General features: G+C 63.7%; 18 protein-coding genes. 11 read left to right on the forward strand and 7 right to left on the reverse strand.

Features of this window, described 5'->3' with window-relative positions:
• Positions 1–873 (forward strand): SDR family NAD(P)-dependent oxidoreductase, encoded by an 873-nt coding sequence (locus LZC95_09270; protein WXA97023.1) that lies wholly within the window; start codon positions 1–3, stop codon positions 871–873.
• A complete protein-coding gene (locus tag LZC95_09275) occupies positions 870–1,436 on the forward strand; it encodes a carboxymuconolactone decarboxylase family protein (GenBank protein ID WXA97024.1) in 567 nt (188 codons plus the stop codon). Before LZC95_09270 ends, LZC95_09275 begins: the two co-directional genes overlap by 4 nt.
• Here the strand turns inward: LZC95_09275 and LZC95_09280 are convergent.
• From LZC95_09280 to LZC95_09290, 3 genes are read right to left on the reverse strand one after another with little or no spacing between them, the layout of a single operon-like run.
• Positions 1,356–4,505: an efflux RND transporter permease subunit gene (locus LZC95_09280; protein WXA97025.1), complete on the reverse strand. Its 3,150-nt coding sequence runs from the start codon at positions 4,503–4,505 to the stop codon at positions 1,356–1,358. The genes LZC95_09275 and LZC95_09280 overlap by 81 nt on opposite strands.
• Complete coding sequence (locus LZC95_09285) at positions 4,502–5,605, reverse strand: efflux RND transporter periplasmic adaptor subunit (protein ID WXA97026.1); 1,104 nt, start codon at positions 5,603–5,605, stop codon at positions 4,502–4,504. Before LZC95_09285 ends, LZC95_09280 begins: the two co-directional genes overlap by 4 nt.
• Positions 5,602–6,996, reverse strand: coding sequence for a TolC family protein (locus tag LZC95_09290; GenBank protein ID WXA97027.1), 1,395 nt, complete (start codon positions 6,994–6,996; stop codon positions 5,602–5,604). The genes LZC95_09285 and LZC95_09290 overlap by 4 nt, the downstream gene beginning before the upstream one ends.
• 125 nt (positions 6,997–7,121) lie before the next feature.
• Between LZC95_09290 and LZC95_09295 the strand changes: the two genes are divergently transcribed.
• From LZC95_09295 to LZC95_09320, 6 genes are all read left to right on the forward strand, one after another.
• Complete coding sequence (locus LZC95_09295) at positions 7,122–8,372, forward strand: ATP-binding protein (GenBank protein ID WXA97028.1); 1,251 nt, start codon at positions 7,122–7,124, stop codon at positions 8,370–8,372.
• Positions 8,365–9,756, forward strand: a complete 1,392-nt coding sequence (locus LZC95_09300) for a sigma-54 dependent transcriptional regulator (protein ID WXA97029.1) — start codon at positions 8,365–8,367, stop codon at positions 9,754–9,756. Before LZC95_09295 ends, LZC95_09300 begins: the two co-directional genes overlap by 8 nt.
• Before the next feature lie 43 nt (positions 9,757–9,799).
• Positions 9,800–11,056, forward strand: coding sequence for a chloride channel protein (locus tag LZC95_09305; protein WXA97030.1), 1,257 nt, complete (start codon positions 9,800–9,802; stop codon positions 11,054–11,056).
• Between the two features lie 42 nt (positions 11,057–11,098).
• Positions 11,099–12,070, forward strand: coding sequence for an alpha/beta hydrolase (locus LZC95_09310; protein WXA97031.1), 972 nt, complete (start codon positions 11,099–11,101; stop codon positions 12,068–12,070).
• 17 nt (positions 12,071–12,087) lie between these two features.
• Positions 12,088–12,657, forward strand: coding sequence for a GNAT family N-acetyltransferase (locus LZC95_09315; protein ID WXA97032.1), 570 nt, complete (start codon positions 12,088–12,090; stop codon positions 12,655–12,657).
• Positions 12,658–12,953: 296 nt separating this feature from the next.
• On the forward strand, positions 12,954–13,697 hold the full coding sequence (locus tag LZC95_09320; GenBank protein ID WXA97033.1) for a hypothetical protein: 744 nt from the start codon (positions 12,954–12,956) through the stop codon (positions 13,695–13,697).
• 38 nt (positions 13,698–13,735) lie between these two features.
• Here the strand turns inward: LZC95_09320 and LZC95_09325 are convergent, their stop codons facing one another.
• From LZC95_09325 to LZC95_09340, 4 genes are all read right to left on the reverse strand, one after another.
• The gene (locus tag LZC95_09325; GenBank protein WXA97034.1) at positions 13,736–13,972 is read right to left on the reverse strand and encodes a hypothetical protein; all 237 of its coding nucleotides are present in this window, start codon (positions 13,970–13,972) and stop codon (positions 13,736–13,738) included.
• 247 nt (positions 13,973–14,219) lie between these two features.
• Positions 14,220–15,803, reverse strand: coding sequence for a DHA2 family efflux MFS transporter permease subunit (locus tag LZC95_09330; protein WXA97035.1), 1,584 nt, complete (start codon positions 15,801–15,803; stop codon positions 14,220–14,222).
• The gene (locus LZC95_09335; GenBank protein ID WXA97036.1) at positions 15,800–16,810 is read right to left on the reverse strand and encodes an HlyD family secretion protein; all 1,011 of its coding nucleotides are present in this window, start codon (positions 16,808–16,810) and stop codon (positions 15,800–15,802) included. The genes LZC95_09330 and LZC95_09335 overlap by 4 nt, the downstream gene beginning before the upstream one ends.
• Positions 16,811–16,883: 73 nt before the next feature.
• Complete coding sequence (locus LZC95_09340) at positions 16,884–17,816, reverse strand: hypothetical protein (protein WXA97037.1); 933 nt, start codon at positions 17,814–17,816, stop codon at positions 16,884–16,886.
• Positions 17,817–18,263: 447 nt separating this feature from the next.
• Between LZC95_09340 and LZC95_09345 the strand changes: the two genes are divergently transcribed.
• The 3 genes from LZC95_09345 (at position 18,264) to LZC95_09355 (ending at position 20,244) form a co-directional block, all read left to right on the forward strand.
• On the forward strand, positions 18,264–18,476 hold the full coding sequence (locus LZC95_09345; protein ID WXA97038.1) for a hypothetical protein: 213 nt from the start codon (positions 18,264–18,266) through the stop codon (positions 18,474–18,476).
• Between the two features lie 483 nt (positions 18,477–18,959).
• The gene (locus LZC95_09350; protein WXA97039.1) at positions 18,960–19,589 is read left to right on the forward strand and encodes a hypothetical protein; all 630 of its coding nucleotides are present in this window, start codon (positions 18,960–18,962) and stop codon (positions 19,587–19,589) included.
• Positions 19,590–19,935: 346 nt separating this feature from the next.
• Positions 19,936–20,244 carry a hypothetical protein gene (locus tag LZC95_09355; GenBank protein WXA97040.1) on the forward strand — a complete coding sequence of 103 codons (309 nt, stop codon included), beginning with the start codon at positions 19,936–19,938 and terminating at the stop codon, positions 20,242–20,244.
• Positions 20,245–20,261 lie beyond the last annotated feature (17 nt).

The following is a 20,261-nucleotide window of genomic DNA, read 5'->3' on the forward strand; positions in this document are numbered from 1 at the left end:
ATGAGCAAAATCGATCGAAATCTTTCCGGTAGGCGCGTGCTCATCACTGGCGCCGCACGCGGGATTGGCGCGGCGTTGGCAAAGAGACTGCATGCTCGCGGTGCGCGCGTGTCGCTCATCGGCCTGGAGCCCGAACGGCTTGCGGCGGTGGCGGAACAATGTGGCGGCGCGCCAAATCGCTACTGCAATGTGACCGATTCACGGCAGGTGGAGGAGGTGATCGAGGCCGCGGCACGCGAGCTTGGCGGACTCGACGTGGTCGTGGCCAACGCCGGCGTCGCCGCGCAGATGGCCATGCTCGGTGGCGACGTGGAAGTGATGCGCCGGACCATCGACGTCAACGTGATGGGCGCGTTCTACACGTTGCGCGCGGCGGGGCCGCACATTGCACACGCGAACGGTTACGCGCTTGCGGTGGCCTCGGCGGCGGCGGCGATTCATCTGCCGTTGATGGGCGCGTACTCGGCGTCGAAGGTCGCCGTGGAGGCATTGGCCAATACCTTGCGCATCGAGATGAAGCACACGGGCGCGAAGGTGGGGGTGGCCTACCTGTCCGAAATCGATACGGAGATGACGTCCATCGGTTTTGGCACGCAGGCGGCCAAGTGTTTGACGCACGAGGCGGGCCTGGGCGCGCTCTTTTCGGTCGCTCCGCTGGAGACGGCCATTACCGCGTTCGAGCGCGGAATTGCAGAGCGCCAGCGGCACATCTATGCACCGAGGCGGGTGGGGTTCATCGTGCAGTTTCGCATGCTGGCGCAGGCCTTCGTCGATCGATGGCCGCTCCCCAGGCTGGCCTATGCGCTCGACATTGCACGCGCGGAGAATGCGCGTTTGACGACGCCGCAACCCGGCGCAGGTTCCGCCGAATGAACCAGGAGATGCGCCACGACATGCGCGAGGACGTGCGCATCGCTCCGGGAGGTTTGCGCGAACTCGGATTGGTCAATTGGGCTCTCTGCCGCGCCATCGCCCGCGCGAGCGGCGTGCGCGAGGCGCGGCTCTTCACGACGCTCGGCCGCCATGGGCGGCTCTTTCGCGCGTGGCTCCTGTTCGCCTCGTTCCTCATGCCCAACGGCGCACTCCCCGCCGCCGAAACGGAGCTGGCCATTTTGCGCGTCGCGTTTTTGCGCGGCTGCCGCTACGAGATGGATCATCATGTTCGACTGGGGCGCCGCCGCGGCCTCTCCGCCGGCGACATCGATGCCGTGCTTCAGGACGGCGCCGCGGACTTCTTCGCAGGACGGCGCGGTGCCTTGATCCGCGCCGTCGATGGTCTCGTGGAAACGCGCCGCATCGAGCCGGCAATCTGGTCGGAGCTGCGCACCCACTACGACGAGCGGCAGCTCATCGAACTATGCCTCTTGGTGGGCCACTACGAGATGCTCGCCACCGCCATTGCGGCCCTGGGCATCGAGCGCGACTTTGGGGGCTAGCAAAAGGAAGATGACCGGCACCAAAAAGAGCGACAGCAGCGTGGACGATGTGAGCCCGCCGACGACGGCCAACGCGAGAGGCTGATTGGCCTCGGTGCCTTTTTCGAGGGCGAAGGCGGTGGGCAAAAGGCCAATGACCGTGGCGAGGCTGGTCATGGCAATGGGCACGAAACGCGAGCGTGCGGCGGCGATGATCGCTTCCAGCCTTTCCGTACCTTCGTGCATGCGGCGGTTGGCGTCGTCGACGAGGAGGATCCCATTGGAGACGGCAATGCCGACGACCATGAGAATGCCCATCAGCGCCGTGATGGAGAATCCTTGGCCCGCGCCCATGAGGGCCATGACGATGCCGAATAGCGATACGGGAATCGTAAACAACATGACGAAGGGCAGCCGCACCGACTTGAATTGCGAGGCCATCAGCATGAAGACCACCATGACCGCGAGGCCGATGGCCAGGCCGAGGCCCGAGAACGTGGTGCGCATCAATTGAACCTGGCCCACGAAGTCGAAGTGGATATTCCGGGTGCGCGGATCGCTGGCCAAACGCTTTTCCAGCTCCAATGTGGCGCTGCCGATGTCGCGCCCCTCCGTTTGCGCGAGCACGTGGGCGGCGCGCTGCAGTTGATTGCGCTCGACGGCAATGGGGCCCACGGAGCGGCGCACATGCCCATAGGCGCCGAGCGAAATGGCTTTTCCGTCGTCGGTGGCGCGGACGGGGATCTGCGCGAGTGCGCTGGGATCGCCGACGCGGTGCCCGTCGTAATAGGTGACGACGTAATAGGATTGACCATTGTTCGGATCGATCCACACGCTGGGGCTATTGATATTGCCCAAGGTGGCCTCCAGCGTGGTCTGCGCGGCATTGCGGGCGGTGACGCCCACGAGGCCCGCCTCTTCGCGCTCGGTCTCGACGCGCACCTCGGGGTAGTCGCTTTGAAGCGACACGCGCACGTCGCGCAGTCCGGGCACGGTGCGCGCCACCTCGGCGATGGCCTTGGCTTGCGCATCGAGCTCGGCGAGGTTGTCCCCGCGCACCTCGAGCACCAGCGGCGCGATGTAGCCATTGGCGAAAACGCTGGCCACGAGGCCGCCGGGCCATTGCAAGAATTCCACGCCGGGGAACTTGCGCACGAGGATTTCGCGCGCTCGGTCGGCGAGCTCGCGCTGCGAGAGCGTGCGCTTGTCGGCATCGACCAGGGATAATCGAATGAAGCCCATATTGGGGCCGCTGTTGGGGCTCGTCATGGCGCTGCGCGCATTGTTGGGCGAGCCCACGTTGGTGAGCACCAGGTCGACGTTGCCCTTGGGCAGCTCGTCGGCGAGGGCTTTGCCCATGGCCTGAACCTTCTCGGTGGCCTCGGCGAGGGAGACGCCGGGCGCGAGGCGCACGTAGACGCGCTCCATGGATTCGTCGATTTCGGGAAAGAAGGTGCTCGGCAATCGAGCGGAGACCCACACGGCCCAGACGGTGAGCACCGCGCACGCGGCCACGACGAACCAGCGAAACGGCAACACCGCGCGAAGCACGCGCGCGTAGCCCTCGGCCAGTGCGTCGATGGAGGCTTGCACGCGCCGTGCGAATTTCCCCGGCTCGGCATGCCCGAGCAGAAAGCGGCACGCCACGGGGGTGACGCACACGCTGACGAAGTACGACGCGCTCATGGCCACGGCCACCGTGAGCGCGAGCGGCGCGAAGAGCTTTTTCGCGAGGCCCGCGAGCAAGAGCACCGGCAGCAGCACCGCCATCGTCGTGAGGGTGGACGCGAGCACCGGCATCACGACGGCGCGCGTTCCCTCGAGGGCCGCCTCCGCAGTGGACATTCCGAGTCGTTGGTGCCGGTGAATGGACTCGAGCACCACGACGGCGTCGTCGACGAGCCGCCCCATGGCCAGGGTAAGCCCGCCCAAGGTGAATGCGTTCAGCGTTTGCCCCGTGGCATACAGGACGATGAGTGTGATTGCGAAGGAAAGGGGAATGGCCACCGAGACGATGAGCGTTCCGCGCACGCTTTGAAGAAAGAGCAGGATCACGAGTGCGATGAGCACCAGGGCCTGCACGATCTCCTGTTTGAGGCCATGGTACGTGGTGCGCACGAAGGTCGACTGATCGAAAATCGGTTTGACCTGCACGCCGGGCGGCAGGTTTTTCAAATGCTCGGTGGCGTTCTTCACCGCATCGACGATGTCGAGCGTGTTGCCCCCCGGAACGCGCAGCACATTGAGGTACACGGCGTTTTCGCCGTTCACGCTCACCGATTGCGTCTCCGGACTTCCGCCGTCCTCCACGCGCGCCACGTCGCGAATGAGCACCGGTTTGCCATCGCGGACTTTGACGATGGCATCGCCGATGGTCTTGATGCGCTCGGGAACGGCATTGGTGTACACGTTGGAGTCGAACGAGGGCGAGATGAAAACGCCCGATGGCAAGAGCGCATTCGACTGCGCGACGGCCGCACCGACGTCGCTCGAGGTGATGCCACGCGCCTGCGCGGCCACGGGGTCGACGACGACATTGATCTGCCGCTGCCGCCCGCCATTGAGCGCGGCGCTTGCGACGCCGGGGATCCCTTCGAGCACGGGCTCGATGTTGTTCAGCGCATAGTCGTAAAGCTGCGGGCCGGAAAGGCCGCCACCCCATACCGCGACCTGCACCACCGGCGCATTCGACGGATCGTACTGCAGCACGAAGGGCGGCAGCACCCCGAGCGACTTGGGCACGGCACTCATGGCAAATGCGGTTTGCTGCTGGACCAACGTTTGCGCGGCATTGAGGTCCGTTCCCCATTTGAGCCACACGAAGACGATGGACAAATTGTTCCGCGAGACGCTTTCGACGTGGTCCACTCCCGGCGTGGCGCTCACGTATTTTTCGATGCGCCATGTCAGCGTCTTCTCCACGTCCTTGGGGCCAAGGCCTGGGGCCAAGGTGCCGACGACCAACACGGGCGGCGTGAGCTCGGGAAAGGTGTCGACGGCCATGCGGGGCGTGACCACCGCGCTGAAGACGAGCAGCGCGACGGCGATCATCACGATGGCAATGGGATTGCGCAGGGAGAGCTTCGTCATTGGGCCACCCGGTCGCCGTCGTTGAGGAGGGCCCGGCCCTCGAGGATCACGTGTGCGCCCGGCGCGAGCTGCGGATCGAGAAACAGGGTGCCGGCGAGCTCGCCCAAAACGGGAACGCTGCGCGCGTGTGCGATGCCGTTTTCCTCGACGAAGATGCTCGCCTTCGTGCCGCGCACCGTGGCCGCGGAAAGCGGGATGGACGTGGCGGGCGAGGGGGCGCCGACCTCGATGCGGATTTCGCCGGTGGTGCCCACGGGGATGACGCTCTCGGGATCGGGCACGTCCAGCTCGAAGTGCACCGTGCGCGTTGCGGGATCGGCAGCGGGGGCGCGTCGTGCGATGGTGGCCTCGATGTCGCGGTTCGTGGCGATGACGTGGATGACGACTTTGGTGCCCGGTGCGACGACGCCGAAGTCGACCTCGGGGGCATTCGCGGTGACGCGCACGGTGCTTCGGTCGACGAGGGAGACGATGGCGCTGCCGGGCCGCACGAACCCGCCGGGATCCATCGTACGGGTCGCGACCTCGCCGTGGAACGGTGCGCGCAGCACGCAGTCGTTGACCTCGAGCGAAGTGCCCAGCACCTTGGCTTGCTGCGCGAGGAGTTGCGCTTGCTCGCTCGAGCTCTGTGCCTCTTTTTGTTCCGCCTCGTTGGGCGAGACGAAGCCGCCATCGAGCAGGCCGTGCACGCGCGAGGCCTCGTTGGCCAGGGCCTTCTGCCGCGCCTCGAGCGCACGCGCTTGCATGGTGACGGCCTGGCTCATCGCGCTCGCGTTGCGGCAGTCGAGCGTGGCCAACACGTCGCCGCGCTTCACGATGGCGCCCGGCCGCACGAGCACCGTGTCCACGTAGGCACTGACCAGCTGCGGTCCGATGTTCGCGGAGACCCACGGCTCCAGGGTCCCCACGTAGGTGCGCGACGGGCGGTACGTCGTGCCTTGCGCGTCGACCACGGTGACGGGCTTCGGCGCATCGGCCAAGGCGACGTGGTTCGTGCGCGATTCGGCGCGGTGCACCATCGCGGTTCCCAGGGTAAGCAGCGCGGCCACCGACGCGCCGATGAGCACCGGCACGCGCCGGCCTGCGAGATGGAAGATCATGAGTCCTCGGCAATGGCGCGGCCCAAAACGGCGCGGGCGCGCGCAAGTTCAAACTGCCCCAGCGCAAGTTGAATCTCGGCATCCGTGCGCAGCGCCTCCGCATCGGCGAGCTCCACGCTCGTGCCCAGTCCCGAGCGAAAACGCGCCTCGGCCTGCGCATAGTTCGCGTGCGACGCCTCGAGGGCGCGCTGCAGTCCGGGCAGCGCATCGCGTGCAATCTGCACGGAACCATAGGCCGTGCGAATGGCCGCGGCCTCGTCGTGCTGCGCACCCGCGAGCTCTTCGCGCCGCACCTGCTCGCGTGCGCGCGAGGCGCGTTCGCGTGCGTGGACGGTGCCATCGAACAGCGGCCAGCGCAGCACGATGCCCGCGTCCCAGTTGGGCACGTTGGGGAGCCATCCATCGTGCTCCGCCGCCTCGCCATTGCCCGAGGGCGCGGCTCCTCCCGCGCGCCCCGAGATGGTGCCCGTGAGGAAAAGCTCGGGGCGCAACTCGGCCCCGATCGCGCGGGTGTGCTCCTCTTCCGCGTGAATCTCCGCCCGCATCGCGAGCAGCCGCGGATCGCGCTCGGCCGCACGGCGGAGCGCTCCGTCGAGCAGCGGCAAGTCCGGCGGCGTGGCTGGTGCGGGGCCCGCATCCAGGGAGGCGTCGTCGGAGCCCACGGCGGCGGCGAACGTCGTTTGCGCGACCGCGAGACCTCCGCGCGCGCGCACGCGCCCGATGTCGAAGCGCGTGAGATCCGCCTCGGCGCGCGTGAGCTCGATGGGCGAACGCAGGCCTGCATCGACGCCCGCCTTCGCGAGATCGCGGTGCGCCCGCGCGCGGTCGTACGCGTCCTCGGAGGCTTTCACCACCGCCTTGCTCGCAAGCACCGCGAAGTACGCTTCCTCGACGTCGAACGTGACGTCGAGCTCCGAGGATCGCGCGCGCTGCCGTTCCACATCGATGCGCGCATCGGCGGCGGCCGATTGTGCGGCAATGCGCCCGAAGTCGAAGAGCTCTTGGTTCCCGCTCGCGCCAATGAACGAATTGGCGTACGGCTGCCATGTGCCCGACGATACGGCGCGCGTTCCACCGATGCGCGGAATGTCGATGCCTCCGGGTGACACGTACCCGCCCGTCGTATTGTTCGCCGTCGCGGCAAAGAGCTGCGCGGTCACGCCCAGGGTGGGAAGCCACTGCGAACGCGGAACCTCCGCCTCTTCTTTTTGCGCCGCCACCCGCGCCAGCGCCGCACGGATGCGAGGCTGGTGCGTGCGAGCAAAGGCAAGGGCCTCGGGAAGGCTCATGGTGCGCACTTCGGCGTGGGCCGAGCCCGCCGCGAAGAACCAAGTGGCCGAGGTGGCGAGCGCGAGGCTCAACGCGAAGGGAAAACGAAGTCGAAGAAGCATCGAATCGCCCCGGTCAGAGCAGGACGTGGGCCAGCCGGGATTTTCCGGCTAAACATCGTTCCGTGGCCTTTCCTCGACTGGAATTCCTCCGAGCCAGATTGGAAATTTTCCAACTCGTCGCGTCGATGATCGCGGCCATTTCGCTGGTCACGGCGCTTGCATATTGGGACGAACGGAAAGAGTCCGCGGCGATGTTGACCGACTTTGCTCAGGAACCGTTGGCGCTGGCCGATGCGCTTTCGGCGTCCCCCGACAACTTGACGGGGGCCATCCACGCGGTGGAGCGTCCGCACGCGGTGCGCGTGTTCATCGCGAAGCCCGGCATCGAGGGACTCGTCGCGAGCGATGGATCCGTGGTGCGCTCGAAGGCCCTCGAGGGCGCGCATGGTGCCGTCCGACTCACGCGCCCCGAGGCGGCGGATCTCGGGCTGCCCGCCCGCACGGCCCTCGCAGGCGTGCGCACCTTCGAGACGGCCGGACAGCGTTGGACCGTGGCCGTCGTCGCCACGGCGCGTGCCTTTCGCGATCGCGAAGTGCGCGGGCAGTGGCGGCTGGTGCTCGGCGTGCTCGTGGCGTCGGGGCTCGTGCTCGCCTTCGGCGGGCTGGCCATGCGCACGCAGCGCAAGGAACTCGAGCTGTCGCACCAGCTCGCCGTCACCACCTTGCGAAACGAACGCGACGAGCGCCTCGTGCGCGCCGACAAGCTGGCCACGATGGGTGCGCTGGCCACGGGCATTGCGCACGAAGTCTCCACGCCGCTCGGTGTCATCGTCGGACGCGCCGAGCAGCTTCTCCCGAAGCAGAGCGACGACCGCGCACGCCGCGCCGTGGAGAGCATTCTGCAGCAGACCGAGCGCATCGACGCGGTGATACGCGGTTTCCTTTCGCTCGCGCGCGGCGCCGAGCCCTCGCTCGCGCACCGCGAGGCGGCTGCGGTGGCACGGACGGCGGTGGAGCTGGTGGAGCATCGCTTCGAGAAAGCGGAGGTTCGCCTCACGATAGATATCCCGCCCGATCTGCCGAAGATCGCGTGCGACGCGCGGCTGTTCGAGCAGGTGCTGGTCAACCTGCTGCTCAATGCTTGCGACGCCTGCGAGCGCGATGGCACGGTGCATCTCGCGGTTCGACGCCGCGAGCATGACGTCGACTTCACCGTGACCGACGACGGTGTGGGCATTCCCGCCGACGCGGCCGAGCGCGCTACGGAGCCATTTTTCACGACCAAACCGGAGGGCAAGGGGACCGGACTAGGGCTCGCCATCGCCAACGAAATCGTGAAACATCATCGAGGCTCCCTCACTCTCCGCCCGCGCGCGGATGGCCGAGGAACCCAAGCATCCGTGTCCCTTCCCATCGCCGGTGACGACCATGCCTGAGCCGCCCTCCTCTCGAAAACCTGCGCGCATCCTGGTCGTCGACGATCAAATGTCGATGGCCGAAATGATCGCCGACGGCTTGGCCGATCGCGGCTATGACGCGACGCCCATGGCCTCGAGCCGTGATGCGGCCGCGCTTCTCGAGCGTGAGCCCCTCGATTTGTTGGTGACGGATTTGCGCATGCCGCGCATCGATGGGTTGGGGCTTCTGGCGGTCTCGCGCAAGGCGGATCCATCGCGCCCGGTCATCGTCATGACGGCGTACAGCGCGGTGGATACGGCCATCGAGTCGATTCGGCAGGGCGCGTACCACTACATGACGAAGCCCTTCAAGGTGGAGGAGCTCGTGCTCTTCGTGGAAAGGGCACTGGGCGAGTCGAAACTGCGGCGCGAGGCCGTGGCGTTGCGCCGTGCGCTTCGCTCTCGGTTCGGGCTGGAGAATCTCGTCGGTGAGAGCGCGGCGATGCGTGAGGTGGGCGATCTCGTCGAGCGCGTTGCCGATGCCTCGGTGCCGGTGTTGATCACCGGCGAGACCGGCACGGGTAAGGGCCTCGTCGCCCGCGCGATTCACGCGCAAGGCGCGCGGGCGGAGGCGCCGTTCGTGTCGGTGAATTGCGCATCGCTGCCGGAGAATCTGCTGGAGAGCGAACTCTTTGGCCACGTCAAAGGCGCTTTTACGGGCGCCACCGCGAACCGTGTGGGGCTGCTCGAGGAAGCCGATGGCGGAACGCTCTTCCTCGACGAGATTGGCGAAATGGCGCCGGCCCTCCAGGCCAAGCTTCTTCACGTGCTCGAAAGCGGCACGGTTCGCGCCGTCGGTTCGAACAAGGAGCGCGCGGTGGATGCGCGCATCCTCGCCGCCACGCACCGCGACCTTCGCGAGCGCGTGACCAAGGGCGAATTCCGCGAGGACCTTTTGTACCGCCTCGACGTGGTCTCGATCGCGCTGCCGCCCCTGCGCCACCGGCGTGACGACTTGCCGGCGCTCATCGAGCATTTTCTCGCATCGGCCAAGGCGAAGCATCCGCGCTCGCCCGTGGAATCGATTGCGCCCGAGGCACTGGAGCGCATGCTCGACCACCGCTGGCCCGGCAATGTGCGCGAGCTCGAGCACGTGATGGAGCGCGCAGTGCTGCTCGGGCGCAGCCGCGAAATCGGCGTGGCCGATCTGCCCGCCACCGTGGTCGAGGGCAGTGCGGCGCCGAACGGCACGGCTTTTTCGGGGGACGTGGTTCCCTTGCGCGAGGTGCAACGCCGCTACGTGGCCTGGGCCTTCGAGCGATTCGGCGGACGAAAAGTGCTGACGGCGGAGAAGTTGGGCATCGACTTCAAAACACTGAGCCGTTGGCTCGACAGCGGAGGCGAGTCCAACGAAGGACGATAAGGACACGCGCGAGCGAAGTCGTTTCGGGCTGGCCATTCTGCTGGTGGCGCTGTTCGCGGGCGGCTTTGCGATTGCCTTTCGTGCGGCGCTGACGTTCTTTCTGCATCACGCGGCGGGCGAGGGAAATATCGTGGCGGCGCTCGCGCGTGCGCCGATATGGCTGCGGGTGCTTTCCCCCGCATTGGGCGGCTTGCTGGCCGGCGTGGTGGGATTATGGGTCGCGCGCAAGCCTGCCGGCCATGGCGTGGACGACGTCATGGAGGCGGTGGTGCTGGGGCGCGTGCACCTTTCGATGCGTGTGACCCTGATGAAGTCGCTGGCCTCGTGGCTGGCCATTGCATCGGGCGGTTCGATTGGACGGGAAGGGCCGCTGATTCAATTTGGCGGTGCCGCGGGCAAGGTGGTGAGCGATCGCCTGGGTTTATCCAGGGAGCGCGCGCGCATTCTGATTGCCGCTGGAACCGCCGCGGGGTTTGCAGCCGCGTACAATACGCCATTTGCGGCGGTGCTCTTCGTATTGGAGGTCGTGGCCGGCGTGGTGGTGCTCGACACGATGGTTCCCACATTGGTGGCGACCGCCGTGGCCACGGCGCTGACGCGTGCCGTGGTGGGGGCCGGGCCCATCTACGGGCAGCGCGCTTTCGAGCTTCGTGCCGATACGGAGTTTCTGGCCTTCGCCGGGCTCGCGATTCTTGCGACATTGGTGGCGCAGGGGTTCATGCGATTGTTGTCGATTGGCAAAAAGGCATTTCATCGCGCCGCACTTCCGCTGCCGTGGCGCCCCGCTGCGGGCGGACTGCTCGCGGGCGCCATCGTCGCGCTCCTGCCCGAGGTGGCCGGCAATGGCTACGAGCCGCTCGATGCGCTCTTGAGTGCGCGTTTCACCGCGGGGTTCGTCGTCGTGCTCTTGCTGGGCAAGGCGCTGGCCACGACGGCGTCCGTTTCCTCGGGCAGTCCCGGCGGCGTGTTCACACCGGTGCTCCTTTTGGGCGGGGGTACGGGCTATTTGTATGCCGTGGCGCTGCACCATGCCGGGATTGGTGTCGGCCCCGCAGGCGGATATGCGCTGGTGGGAATGGCCGCCGCCGTGGCCGCGACGACGCATGCTCCGCTCATGGCCGCCGTGATGGCCTTCGAGCTCTCGGGCGATTACGCCGTCGTTCTCCCATTGATTCTCGTAACGGCCTTATCCACGGGTATGTCGCGCAAATTGCGAAAGGACTCGATCTACACGGCCGAATTGCGCGACCGCGGCATTTCATGGGAGCTCACCATGGAGGGGCGGAAGATTGACCATTAGTTCAATGACGACGGTCATCGTTGTTATGCTAATGCATTTCGTATGAGATTCCTCTCGTTCTGTCTGGCATTCGCGTTATCCCTCGCGACCGGTTGCAGCGGTGGAAATTCGAAGCCGCCGGCCACGGTCCTTTCGCAGACGGGTCGACAATCCGTGCTCATCGAGGGCGTTTCAATCGTCTATCACGTGCACGGGAGCGGCCCCGTCGTATTCGCGCACCCCGGCGGCCCGGGTGCCGAGTGGTCATATCTACGCATGCCCGAGGTCGAGAAGGTGGCGACCGTCGTGTACATCGAGCCCATGGGATCGGGTGCCTCGGGGAATCTTCCCGATCCGAATGGCTACACGTTCGCGCGCTACGCGGCCTTCGTCGATGGGGTGCGCGCGCATCTGGGGGTGGACCGCTTCGTCCTGCTGGGGCATTCGCACGGCGGATTCGTGGCGCAGACGTATGCGCTCGCGTACCCCGAGCACCTGCGCGGGCTGATTCTTTACGACACATCGCCAACGACGGGCGCCGAGTGGCAAAAAGACGTCGAATCGAACTTGAAATGGTTCGAGCACGAGCCCTGGTTCGCCGAGGCCAAAGCCGGATTGGCCCAAGAGACGAGCGTCAAGACGGACGACGAGATGACGGCCGTCTTTCGTCGGGAGATGCCTTTGTACTTCGCCGACTGGACCGGGCGACAAAAGGAGTACGAGCCACTGCGTGCGCAAGTGCGTTTTGCCGTCGCACCGACCAAAAGCGGTGTGGATCCCTCGGCCCCGGCCGATGTGGGCGTGACGAACCTGTTCGATGTGCGCCCGCGCCTCGGTGAAATCAAGGCCCCCACCTTGGTTATCGTGGGCACCAAGGATTTCATCTGCTCGCGGCGATGGGCCAATGCTCTTCACGAGGGCATTCACGGCTCGAATCTCGTCGTTCTGGAGAAGAGCGGCCATATGGGTCACATCGAAGAGCCCCGCGCGCACGCCCGCGCCATCGCCGAATTCCTTGCGTCCCTGCCACCGTAGCCGCCTAGACTTCGCCTATGAGCACCTTGCGCATGCCCATCCTCGAGACCGAGCGTCTCATGATTCGTCCTTTCGTCGAGGCCGATCTCGAGGCCTGCCACGAGCTGCTCGATCGCGAGGGCGGAGAGGGTCGCTCTCTGGATGCGCGCAAGCGGTGGCTCGAGTGGACGATGGCGAGCTACGAGGAGCTCGATGCGTTGCACCAGCCGCCCTATGGCGATCGCGCCATCGTGCGAAAAGGCGAACATCGTCCCATCGGGGCATGCGGCCTCGCCCCGTGCATCCTGCCGCTGGCCAGGCTCCTCGACCCGACGGCGTCCCCATCGGACGAGGGCTACACACCCGAGGTGGGGCTCTATTATGCGTTATTCTCGCGCCAACGTGGGCAAGGCTACGCCACGGAGGTCGCGCGGACACTTGCCGACTGGGCACTGCGCAACCTGCATCTCGCGCGCATCATTGCCACGACGACCCATGACAATGCACCGTCGAAACGCGTGATGGAGCGAATCGGTATGCGCATCACACGAAACCCTCGCCCCGAGCCACCCTGGCTGCAGGTCGTCGGTATCTTGCCCAACAGGTAAAAGCACGCATGCTTTTCCTGCTCATCGTGGGGTGCGGCGCGAGCTCATTGTGGATCGTCGGTGCATGCATTTCATGTCGCGCAAATACGTTTTGCGCGTGATTCAACGTTTTCGCGGCGCGGAATGTTTCCAATTCGTGCGGCACGTCCGCTGCAAAGCTCCTTGAGTATCTCTCTAGATGCGGCATGGCCGCGAGGAGCTTTGTTTTGAACCCCAATACGACGATTTTTGCTTTAGCGTCTTTGGCTACGATGGCATTTCTCTCGGGATGCGTTGCGGCCGACGGTGATACCCAAATGAACGAGAATCCCGCCGCGGATTCCTCGGAACTTGGCGCCAACGATGGCGACGCGCAAAGCGCGGAAGCTGCACAGGCTGCGCCCAGGAATGTTCGCTCGGTGCAGAAGAACGCCGACGGCTCGATCACCGAGTCCATTTACACCCCCGCCGAGGGCATCACGCCCGAAGAACTGGCGAAGAGGCTCACCGCCGAGGGCGTGCCCGACGTGACGCTCGACGAGCGCACCCCTCCGCCCGGGGTGGCGCCGTGCAGCTACGGAACCGCGCGAACCTGGGCGACCGACACCACCTGCTTCGCGCGCTGGTCGACCCGCGGACAACCGAGGCCGCAAGTCTTCTTCCGCGATCGGTCCACCGCGGCATGGCCGGTGGGGCGTGCGGTCGCGAAGTGGAACGAGGCATCGGGAATCAATTCGCGCTACTTCGCTTTTTCCCAAGGATGTCCCGCCGGCGGCCACTGCGTCATCATCTACAACGCCGCTTATGGTGCAACGGGATGGACGGGCATGACGACGCGAACCCTGAATGCCGCGCAGACCTATATCGCGGGTGCGTACATCCAGTTGAACGAGAGCTACGCCGGCACGACGGCCCAGCGATGGAACACGGCCTGCCACGAAATCGGGCACGTGCTCGGTCTCGACCACAATACATCGACGAACAGTTGCCTGTACGGGAGCCGCACGTCGGTCACCGCACCGAGTAGCCAGGACTTCACATTGCTGGAGCGATATTACTGACATCGACGAGGGCGGCGTCGCCTCGCCTCGCCGCCCCTTTACACGAACCACCACGCCCAGGCGATGAACAACAATTGAAAAGGAAGGCGCTGCCACAAGAGATACGTCGGTATCGGGCGCTTCGGATCCAACGAAATGCGGTTGACCGCCATGTTGACGTTGGCCGGAAACACGGCCACATAAAGCGCAATGAGTCCCCAGGCGGCCAGCCGTTGCGTGACGGGAAGCAGCAACCCGACGCCGCCGGCAATCTCGAAAAAGCCGGATCCATACACTGTATCTTACCATGTTCTCCTGGCTCGGAAACGACTCCGTTCTCGTTTCGTATCGCGCTGTGAAACGTTTCCTCATTCTCATGATGCTGCTCTCGTGCAATTCGATGGCAAGCTTCCATCGAACGAGGAGGAGGCGCGTGCATTCGCCAATGCGCGGTGTGGCTGGCAAATGTCGGTTTGGCGCTGACGAGCAGCGCCCTTGCCAGCCGGCTCGGGCGCCTGTACCCCTGCCACGAGACGCAGGCCCTCAGTGCGCCATGGCGGGACCGTGACCGGGCGGGTTCGCTTTGAGTAACAAGGTGAGCGGCACAATGCACGCGGCTGCAAAGGCCAGTATCAGAATGACATCGACGTAGGACAGCACCGTCGCATGGCGGATTAGCTCCGAGTAGATCTGCCCCTGAGCGCCCAGCGTCGCATCGGGAAGCGAAGCGCCTTCCGCCATCTTGTTTCGAACCAGGGAGTCCATCAACGCACGATATGGCTCGTCGAACGGCGTAGCGTGCCCTACCAGGTAGGTCTGATGGACTTGCGACTGCCGCGCAATGTACGTCGTGATGAACGATATGCCCACGCTGCCACCCACGTTGCGTGAGAGGTTCAGCATGCCGCTCACGTCGTTGTTCTTTTCCTTCGGCACGCCGACGTACGCGGCGGTGTTGATGGGAATGAAGAGGAAGGCCATTCCCGCCGATTGGTAAATACGCCACACCGTGGCAGTGCGGAAGTCGAGATCCAGGTTGATCTGGCTCATGCGCTCGAGCGCAAGCCACGTCACCACGAATCCGAACGCGACCAGCCAGCGGGCCGGCACGTGGGACACGAGAAAGCCAATCAACGGCATGAACAAGATGATGCTCATCGCCCCCGGCGAGAGCGTCATGCCCGCCTTCTGGGCCGAATAGCCCATCAACGTCTGCAAGAACTGTGGAAGCAAAACCGTAGTCCCGAAGAGAATGACGCCGAGAAAGAAAATCAGCAGATTCGATATGGCGAAGTTGCGATTCTTGAACAGGCGCAAGTCCACCACCGGGTGTTTTTGAACGAGCTCCCACACCACGAACGCCACGAGCGACACCGCGGATGCCATCGCGAAGAAGGTAATGAACGACGAGGAAAACCAGTCTTCCTGCTGGCCCTTGTCCAAGACGACCTCGAGCGAGCCAAGGCCGATCGCGACCAGGCCCAGACCCACGAAGTCGATGGGCCTTCTTCGCGAGCGTTCTTCGGCGAGCCACGGCGGATCGCGCACCACGCGATGGGTGAGCACGAGCGACAGAATTCCAACCGGCACATTGATGAAGAAGATCCAGCGCCAACCAATGTTGTCGGTGATGTAGCCGCCGAGCGTCGGGCCCACGGCGGGCGCGAGAACGACGGCCATGCCGTAGACGGCGAAGGCCATTCCGCGCCGCTTCGGTTCGAAGGTATCGGCGAGGATCGACTGCTCGCTGGGCGCAAGGCCACCGCCACCCAATCCTTGCAGGACGCGAAAAAAGATGAGCATGCCCAGGCTCGGTGCCATGCCGCATAGGAAGGAGCTCACGGTGAAGAGGGTCACGCAAATCATGTAAAAGCGCTTCCGTCCAATGCGTGAGGCCAGCCAGCCGCTGATGGGTAATACGATGGCGTTGGAGACCAAGTACGACGTGAGCACCCAAGTGCTCTCTTCGTTCGTCGCGGAGAGCCCGCCGGCAACGTGAGGCAGTGCCACATTTGCGATGCTCGTGTCGAGCACCTCCATGAATGTCGCGAGCGTTACGGTCAGCGCGATGCCCCACGGGTTGTGTCCGGGATGAAATCCGCCCGCCTCCTCCGGAGTCGCGCTCATTGCAGGTACACCTTGGGCACGACGCTCATCCCCGGACGGAGGCGCTCCAGTCCCGGTTGTCCCGGCACGAAGCGAAGCCGCACTGGCAGGCGCTGCACCACTTTCACGTAATTGCCTGTCGCATTTTCAGGCGGGAAAAGACTGAAGCGCGGGCCGCTGGCGCCCGGCATGCTGTCCACCACGGCATCGTAGGACACCCCAAAGGCATCCACCGACACCCGAGCGCGTTGACCGGGTTGCATGCGAGCGAGCTGGGTTTCTTTGAAGTTCGCCGTGACCCAAAGGTCATTGGAATGGACAATGGCCAATAGCCGCTGACCCGGCTGCACATGGTCGCCGACATTGACGGATTTCTTCCCCACGATGCCACTTACCGCCGCAAACACCCGCGTATAGCCGAGGTCGAGACGTGCTTGCTCCAACGCGGCCTCGGCCGCTTTGAGCTCGGCCGCCGCCACCTGGGCCGACGCGGTCCGTTGGTCGAGATCCTCCGCCGCAAGGCTCCCCGAGCCGACGAGCGTCTTCGATCGGCCGCGATCGACCTGCGCGATCCGATTCTGCGCACGCGCTCTGACCACGCGGGCCTCGGCTTCTTGCAAGGCGACCTTGGCATCGGCCGCGTCCAGCTCGACGAGCAGGTCGCCCTGATTCACGTGCTGGTTGTCCGTGGTGTGGACGGCCGTTACGACGCCAGTGACCCGCGCGGAGAGCGCAGTGATATCGCCATCGATTTGCGCATCGTCGGTGCTCTCGAACGTCCGAAGGTATCGCCAGAGCAGCACGCCACCCGCCACGAGTGTCGCGATGACGACGAGAATGACCGCCGTCGCACCCTTGTGCGTGGCCACCCACGCGCGAATGCGCGCCGGGAGCGGCCGCTTGTCCACCTCGCCATCGCGCGCGTCTTCATCCTCGCGATCGTCGTGCTCGTGCAACCTCGGTCTGGTTCGATCGATCTCGCTAGCGTCCAGATTCGCCATGGCGCTCTCGCGCAATGCACCGGCCATGCCCATCGAAAGAGCCCCGCGCTGTCAACGCAGCATGAGGCCCCGACGGCGTACTAGGCGACCTACTCGGTACTCAATCCAATCTAAATCGGTCAGCAACGACGAGGCTCAAAAGGATCACGACTGCGCTCCACAGGAATGCACCTCGCAGGTGGCCGCTTGCACGTTCGAATGCGAGTCGCGCGAGGTATCCCGCGGTACCGGGCACGATGGATGCGGCACCCGTTGATGGGGCCGTGCGGTAGTCGCCGCGACCTTCGCCGGTTAGCTGCACCAGCACGACTTCGTCGCGGCCCGATTCCGAAGGGGCGACATGGATCGGGGCCGAGCCGTCGGCAAAGCGGATGACGCCCGAGGGATCGAGCGTTCCCTGTTTGAACCGGTTTGCATCATGGTAGCGACAGCCTCGGATGAACTTGTGGCGTGCCAAGAGAGCCGAGGCCAGAATGCCGACAAGAGCAATTCCGATTCCAATCACGACAACCAAGCTCGCCGTAGATGTCCACGCGAAGCGCGAGTCTGCACGGCGACGGAATGCAGCGAGAAAATTCTCCATTGGAGGCGGCGCCGCTTTGGCATCGGCATTCTTGCGCGGTTCTACGAGGGCGTGCCCATCGCCCGAGACCACGAATACTCCGTTCTTCTCACGAATCTGGATTTCCTCGCGATGACGCTCGTACTGCGTGAGGAAGTCAAGGGATGTATCGTCGAGGACGATCCCTGCGCGCGGGCACACCTCGTCGTCGTCCAGACGGGTTGTCTCCCTGATGGGCTTGGAATTCCACGTCCGCACAGCGACTGAAATGCCGTAGCCACCGTCCTGGGGCGCGACGGGCCATGTCCGCCACCCGTCGGGCTCCGGAAGCGGCTCGAGCGTGGCGTGACATCGCACGACGGATCGAGAAGCCATGATGACAATGACGCCGATGAGCAGCATTGCCAATACGCATGTGCTCATGGCCCAGCGGCGAAGCTCGGTTTCTGCGTCGGTTCGTGGTTCCATCATCGCTCAAGAGGCTTCGGCCAGAGTCGCCCGAAGTTGCGTCCATTTGCGGTAGCCATCGGAGATTCGGACACTTCAAAATCGAGCGCCCCAACGACCTACCATTCGTGCCATCATCCCAACGGCACCTGGGAACCCTAACGTTCGAGCGCTTCTCTCTCTCGCAAAGACGCGGACCTTCGACTGGGATACGCTGCGAAGGAATGCGGTAGCAGCATTTCAAGCTCCCGCCTCTGCTCTGGGGTCAATAACGCCATGGTTAAACGATTTGTCGCGTCGAGGACGAAATTTCCAAAACGGCGCAGTGACGGCTCGTTTATCGTGCATGCGCGCTTTGCTTGTTCGGATGCGGATGTTCTTCCCTTGGTGTGCGATTTTGTGGCTGCTTGGATGAGGGCAAATCGTGTTTGGGTTCGTATTTGGCGTTCTCGAACTATAACGGAATAGCGATTGGAGTTCGAACGCGATTTTTCGGTCCACCCGCGTATTGAGATTGAGGATCAAGGACGCTTTGCGATCGTTTTTGAGGGAAAGGCCGACGCGAAGAATTGGAAGGATTGGGCGGTCTATATGATCAATGACGTGTTGAAGGTCTTTTCGGAGGTTAAATTTGAGCGCTTCGAGCAGCCCGATGACTTGAGCCGACCGAGCCGGCGCTCTTGAGGATCGACACGAGGTATTGCAACGTAGTACAGCGTTAACAACTTCGAGGATTTGAGTGATGGGACACCATGTGGTTTCACGTTCCATGACATGCCCGCAATGCGGTGCGCTCGGGCGCCGGAGCTATGTAGCTGTTTCGGGAAAGAGTCTCAGGACGAGTCGCTCGTTTCGATGTGAATCGTGTGGCTATGGCGAGGAGGTTGATGGTGGGATGCCCGCGAGCGCTCGGGCTGCTTTCTATGAAGCCGAAGGTGAGTGGGAGCTCTCCATAGACGAGCCGGGGCCAAATAGGATGGCTGTGTTAGGGACGATTCGTGCGATTGAAGGTGTTTCGCTCAAAGAGTTGCCGAAGCTTCTTCGAGGAGAGCGTATCCTGGTCCGAGGAATTCTAGCGGAGGTTGAACAAATAGCAGACCAACTGAGAATGGTTGGCGCCAGCGTTGCGGCGAGGCGCGTCGGCTGACTGAACAATGAGTTGAGCCCATGTTTCCTTCGTCATCAGTGGCAAGTCCCATATTTGCGGCGATCTGGTCGTTGGTCTATTTAGGCGCAATGCGGACTTACCAAGATTGCCTATTGCCTTTTGGTCCTGTATGGGGTCGACACGCCCAGGATTCGCTTCCTGCGATCAATCGGGTTCGCGATCTGCTTCATGAAAAATGCGGGTTTTCACCTGATATCGCCGAAATGCTTCTCGACGATTGGAAGCTTCGCGACAGGCGTATAGAGCCGAGACATCGGGGAGATCTGGATGTGCTTGTCGAATCTGCGCTAGGTAGGCTGGGAACTCCTTTGCCGACGACTGAGCAAGCGAGAGAGCAACGCGTTAATATCGCGGCGCACCGGCAGTTCGCGCTGCTCTTGGACGCTATGTTCGCTGCGGAGCGCGCAGCTGAGATGGAGGGCGTGAAACTTGATGGCGCTGTTGTGAGGGAAGTACTGTGGACGGTGCGCGGACTCGCCGGCACACCACCCCTCTATGAAGTCGAGAGCAAGGAAGCGCTTCTCAAAACGGTGATTTCTGAGTGGCGCGCGATCAGCGACTGGCGAACGAGTCGTCCTCCAGAGCTCGACGAATGGATTGCGAAGCGCATGAACCAAAGCTCCATGTGATTTGAAAACGAGTTGCAAGGTTTGCGCGTTCTGTTTTATGCGAATGGATTCGTCGGATAGGTTTTCGCGGCCGACAGAGGGGCGGCTCGCGAAAGCTGGATTCCCGAAGCTCAGTCCCTTTCAAAGGACTTCAGTTACCTCGCGGGCCAAGTCCCTCGAAATTGAGTTGCGAGCAGGCAAGACACGCACGGCGCCTTGCCGGCAACCAGGTACAACACCTCGGACTCCTGCCTGTTCGAGAGGAGCTTAGAGCCCTTGCTGGCCGGCCCATGAACTTCATGATTTATCGCGATGCATCAGCGGTGGCCGCCCGCGGCCCGAGCATACCTGTTAAATAGGAGGGAATATGACGACTTATGATGTGTACGGAGTTAAATTGTCAACGCTCGAAGCTGCACGGGAGGCCATTGAGTTGGCGCTTGGGATCAAGTTTGTGGCTCACGAGAGTATGTTTCTCGGGGGTGACTATTACCGCCTCGGAGACGTTGGGGAAGAATGTTTTATTCTTCAGCAAAACTATAATGAATTTGAAGGAGAATGGACGGACTCTGCATACAAGGAGTATGCATATCTCCTCTATGTAAATGAGACCGAGCGTGCTCACGAACTCGAGAAGCTCCTTATGAGCGTAGCTTGTCTCTTGCGCAGGGCGTGAACTCTGGTTAGAACGTT

The sequence above is a fragment of the Sorangiineae bacterium MSr12523 genome, assembly GCA_037157775.1.
In the GTDB taxonomy this organism is placed as follows: Bacteria; Myxococcota_A; Polyangia; order Polyangiales; family Polyangiaceae; genus Pendulispora; species Pendulispora brunnea.

Bases quoted from the DNA above. Each gene is read 5' to 3' on its own strand.
- LZC95_09340 (WXA97037.1), bottom strand. From the start codon at position 17,816: ATGATGGAACCACGAACCGACGCAGAAACCGAGCTTCGCCGCTGGGCC.
- LZC95_09300 (WXA97029.1), top strand. From the start codon at position 8,365: ATGCCTGAGCCGCCCTCCTCTCGAAAACCTGCGCGCATCCTGGTCGTC.
- LZC95_09280 (WXA97025.1), bottom strand. From the start codon at position 4,505: ATGACGAAGCTCTCCCTGCGCAATCCCATTGCCATCGTGATGATCGCC.
- LZC95_09295 (WXA97028.1), top strand. From the start codon at position 7,122: ATGATCGCGGCCATTTCGCTGGTCACGGCGCTTGCATATTGGGACGAA.
- LZC95_09355 (WXA97040.1), top strand. From the start codon at position 19,936: ATGACGACTTATGATGTGTACGGAGTTAAATTGTCAACGCTCGAAGCT.
- LZC95_09330 (WXA97035.1), bottom strand. From the start codon at position 15,803: ATGAGCGCGACTCCGGAGGAGGCGGGCGGATTTCATCCCGGACACAAC.
- LZC95_09275 (WXA97024.1), top strand. From the start codon at position 870: ATGAACCAGGAGATGCGCCACGACATGCGCGAGGACGTGCGCATCGCT.
- LZC95_09290 (WXA97027.1), bottom strand. From the start codon at position 6,996: ATGCTTCTTCGACTTCGTTTTCCCTTCGCGTTGAGCCTCGCGCTCGCC.
- LZC95_09335 (WXA97036.1), bottom strand. From the start codon at position 16,810: ATGGCCGGTGCATTGCGCGAGAGCGCCATGGCGAATCTGGACGCTAGC.
- LZC95_09320 (WXA97033.1), top strand. From the start codon at position 12,954: ATGAACGAGAATCCCGCCGCGGATTCCTCGGAACTTGGCGCCAACGAT.
- LZC95_09315 (WXA97032.1), top strand. From the start codon at position 12,088: ATGAGCACCTTGCGCATGCCCATCCTCGAGACCGAGCGTCTCATGATT.
- LZC95_09270 (WXA97023.1), top strand. From the start codon at position 1: ATGAGCAAAATCGATCGAAATCTTTCCGGTAGGCGCGTGCTCATCACT.
- LZC95_09350 (WXA97039.1), top strand. From the start codon at position 18,960: ATGTTTCCTTCGTCATCAGTGGCAAGTCCCATATTTGCGGCGATCTGG.
- LZC95_09310 (WXA97031.1), top strand. From the start codon at position 11,099: ATGAGATTCCTCTCGTTCTGTCTGGCATTCGCGTTATCCCTCGCGACC.
- LZC95_09285 (WXA97026.1), bottom strand. From the start codon at position 5,605: ATGATCTTCCATCTCGCAGGCCGGCGCGTGCCGGTGCTCATCGGCGCG.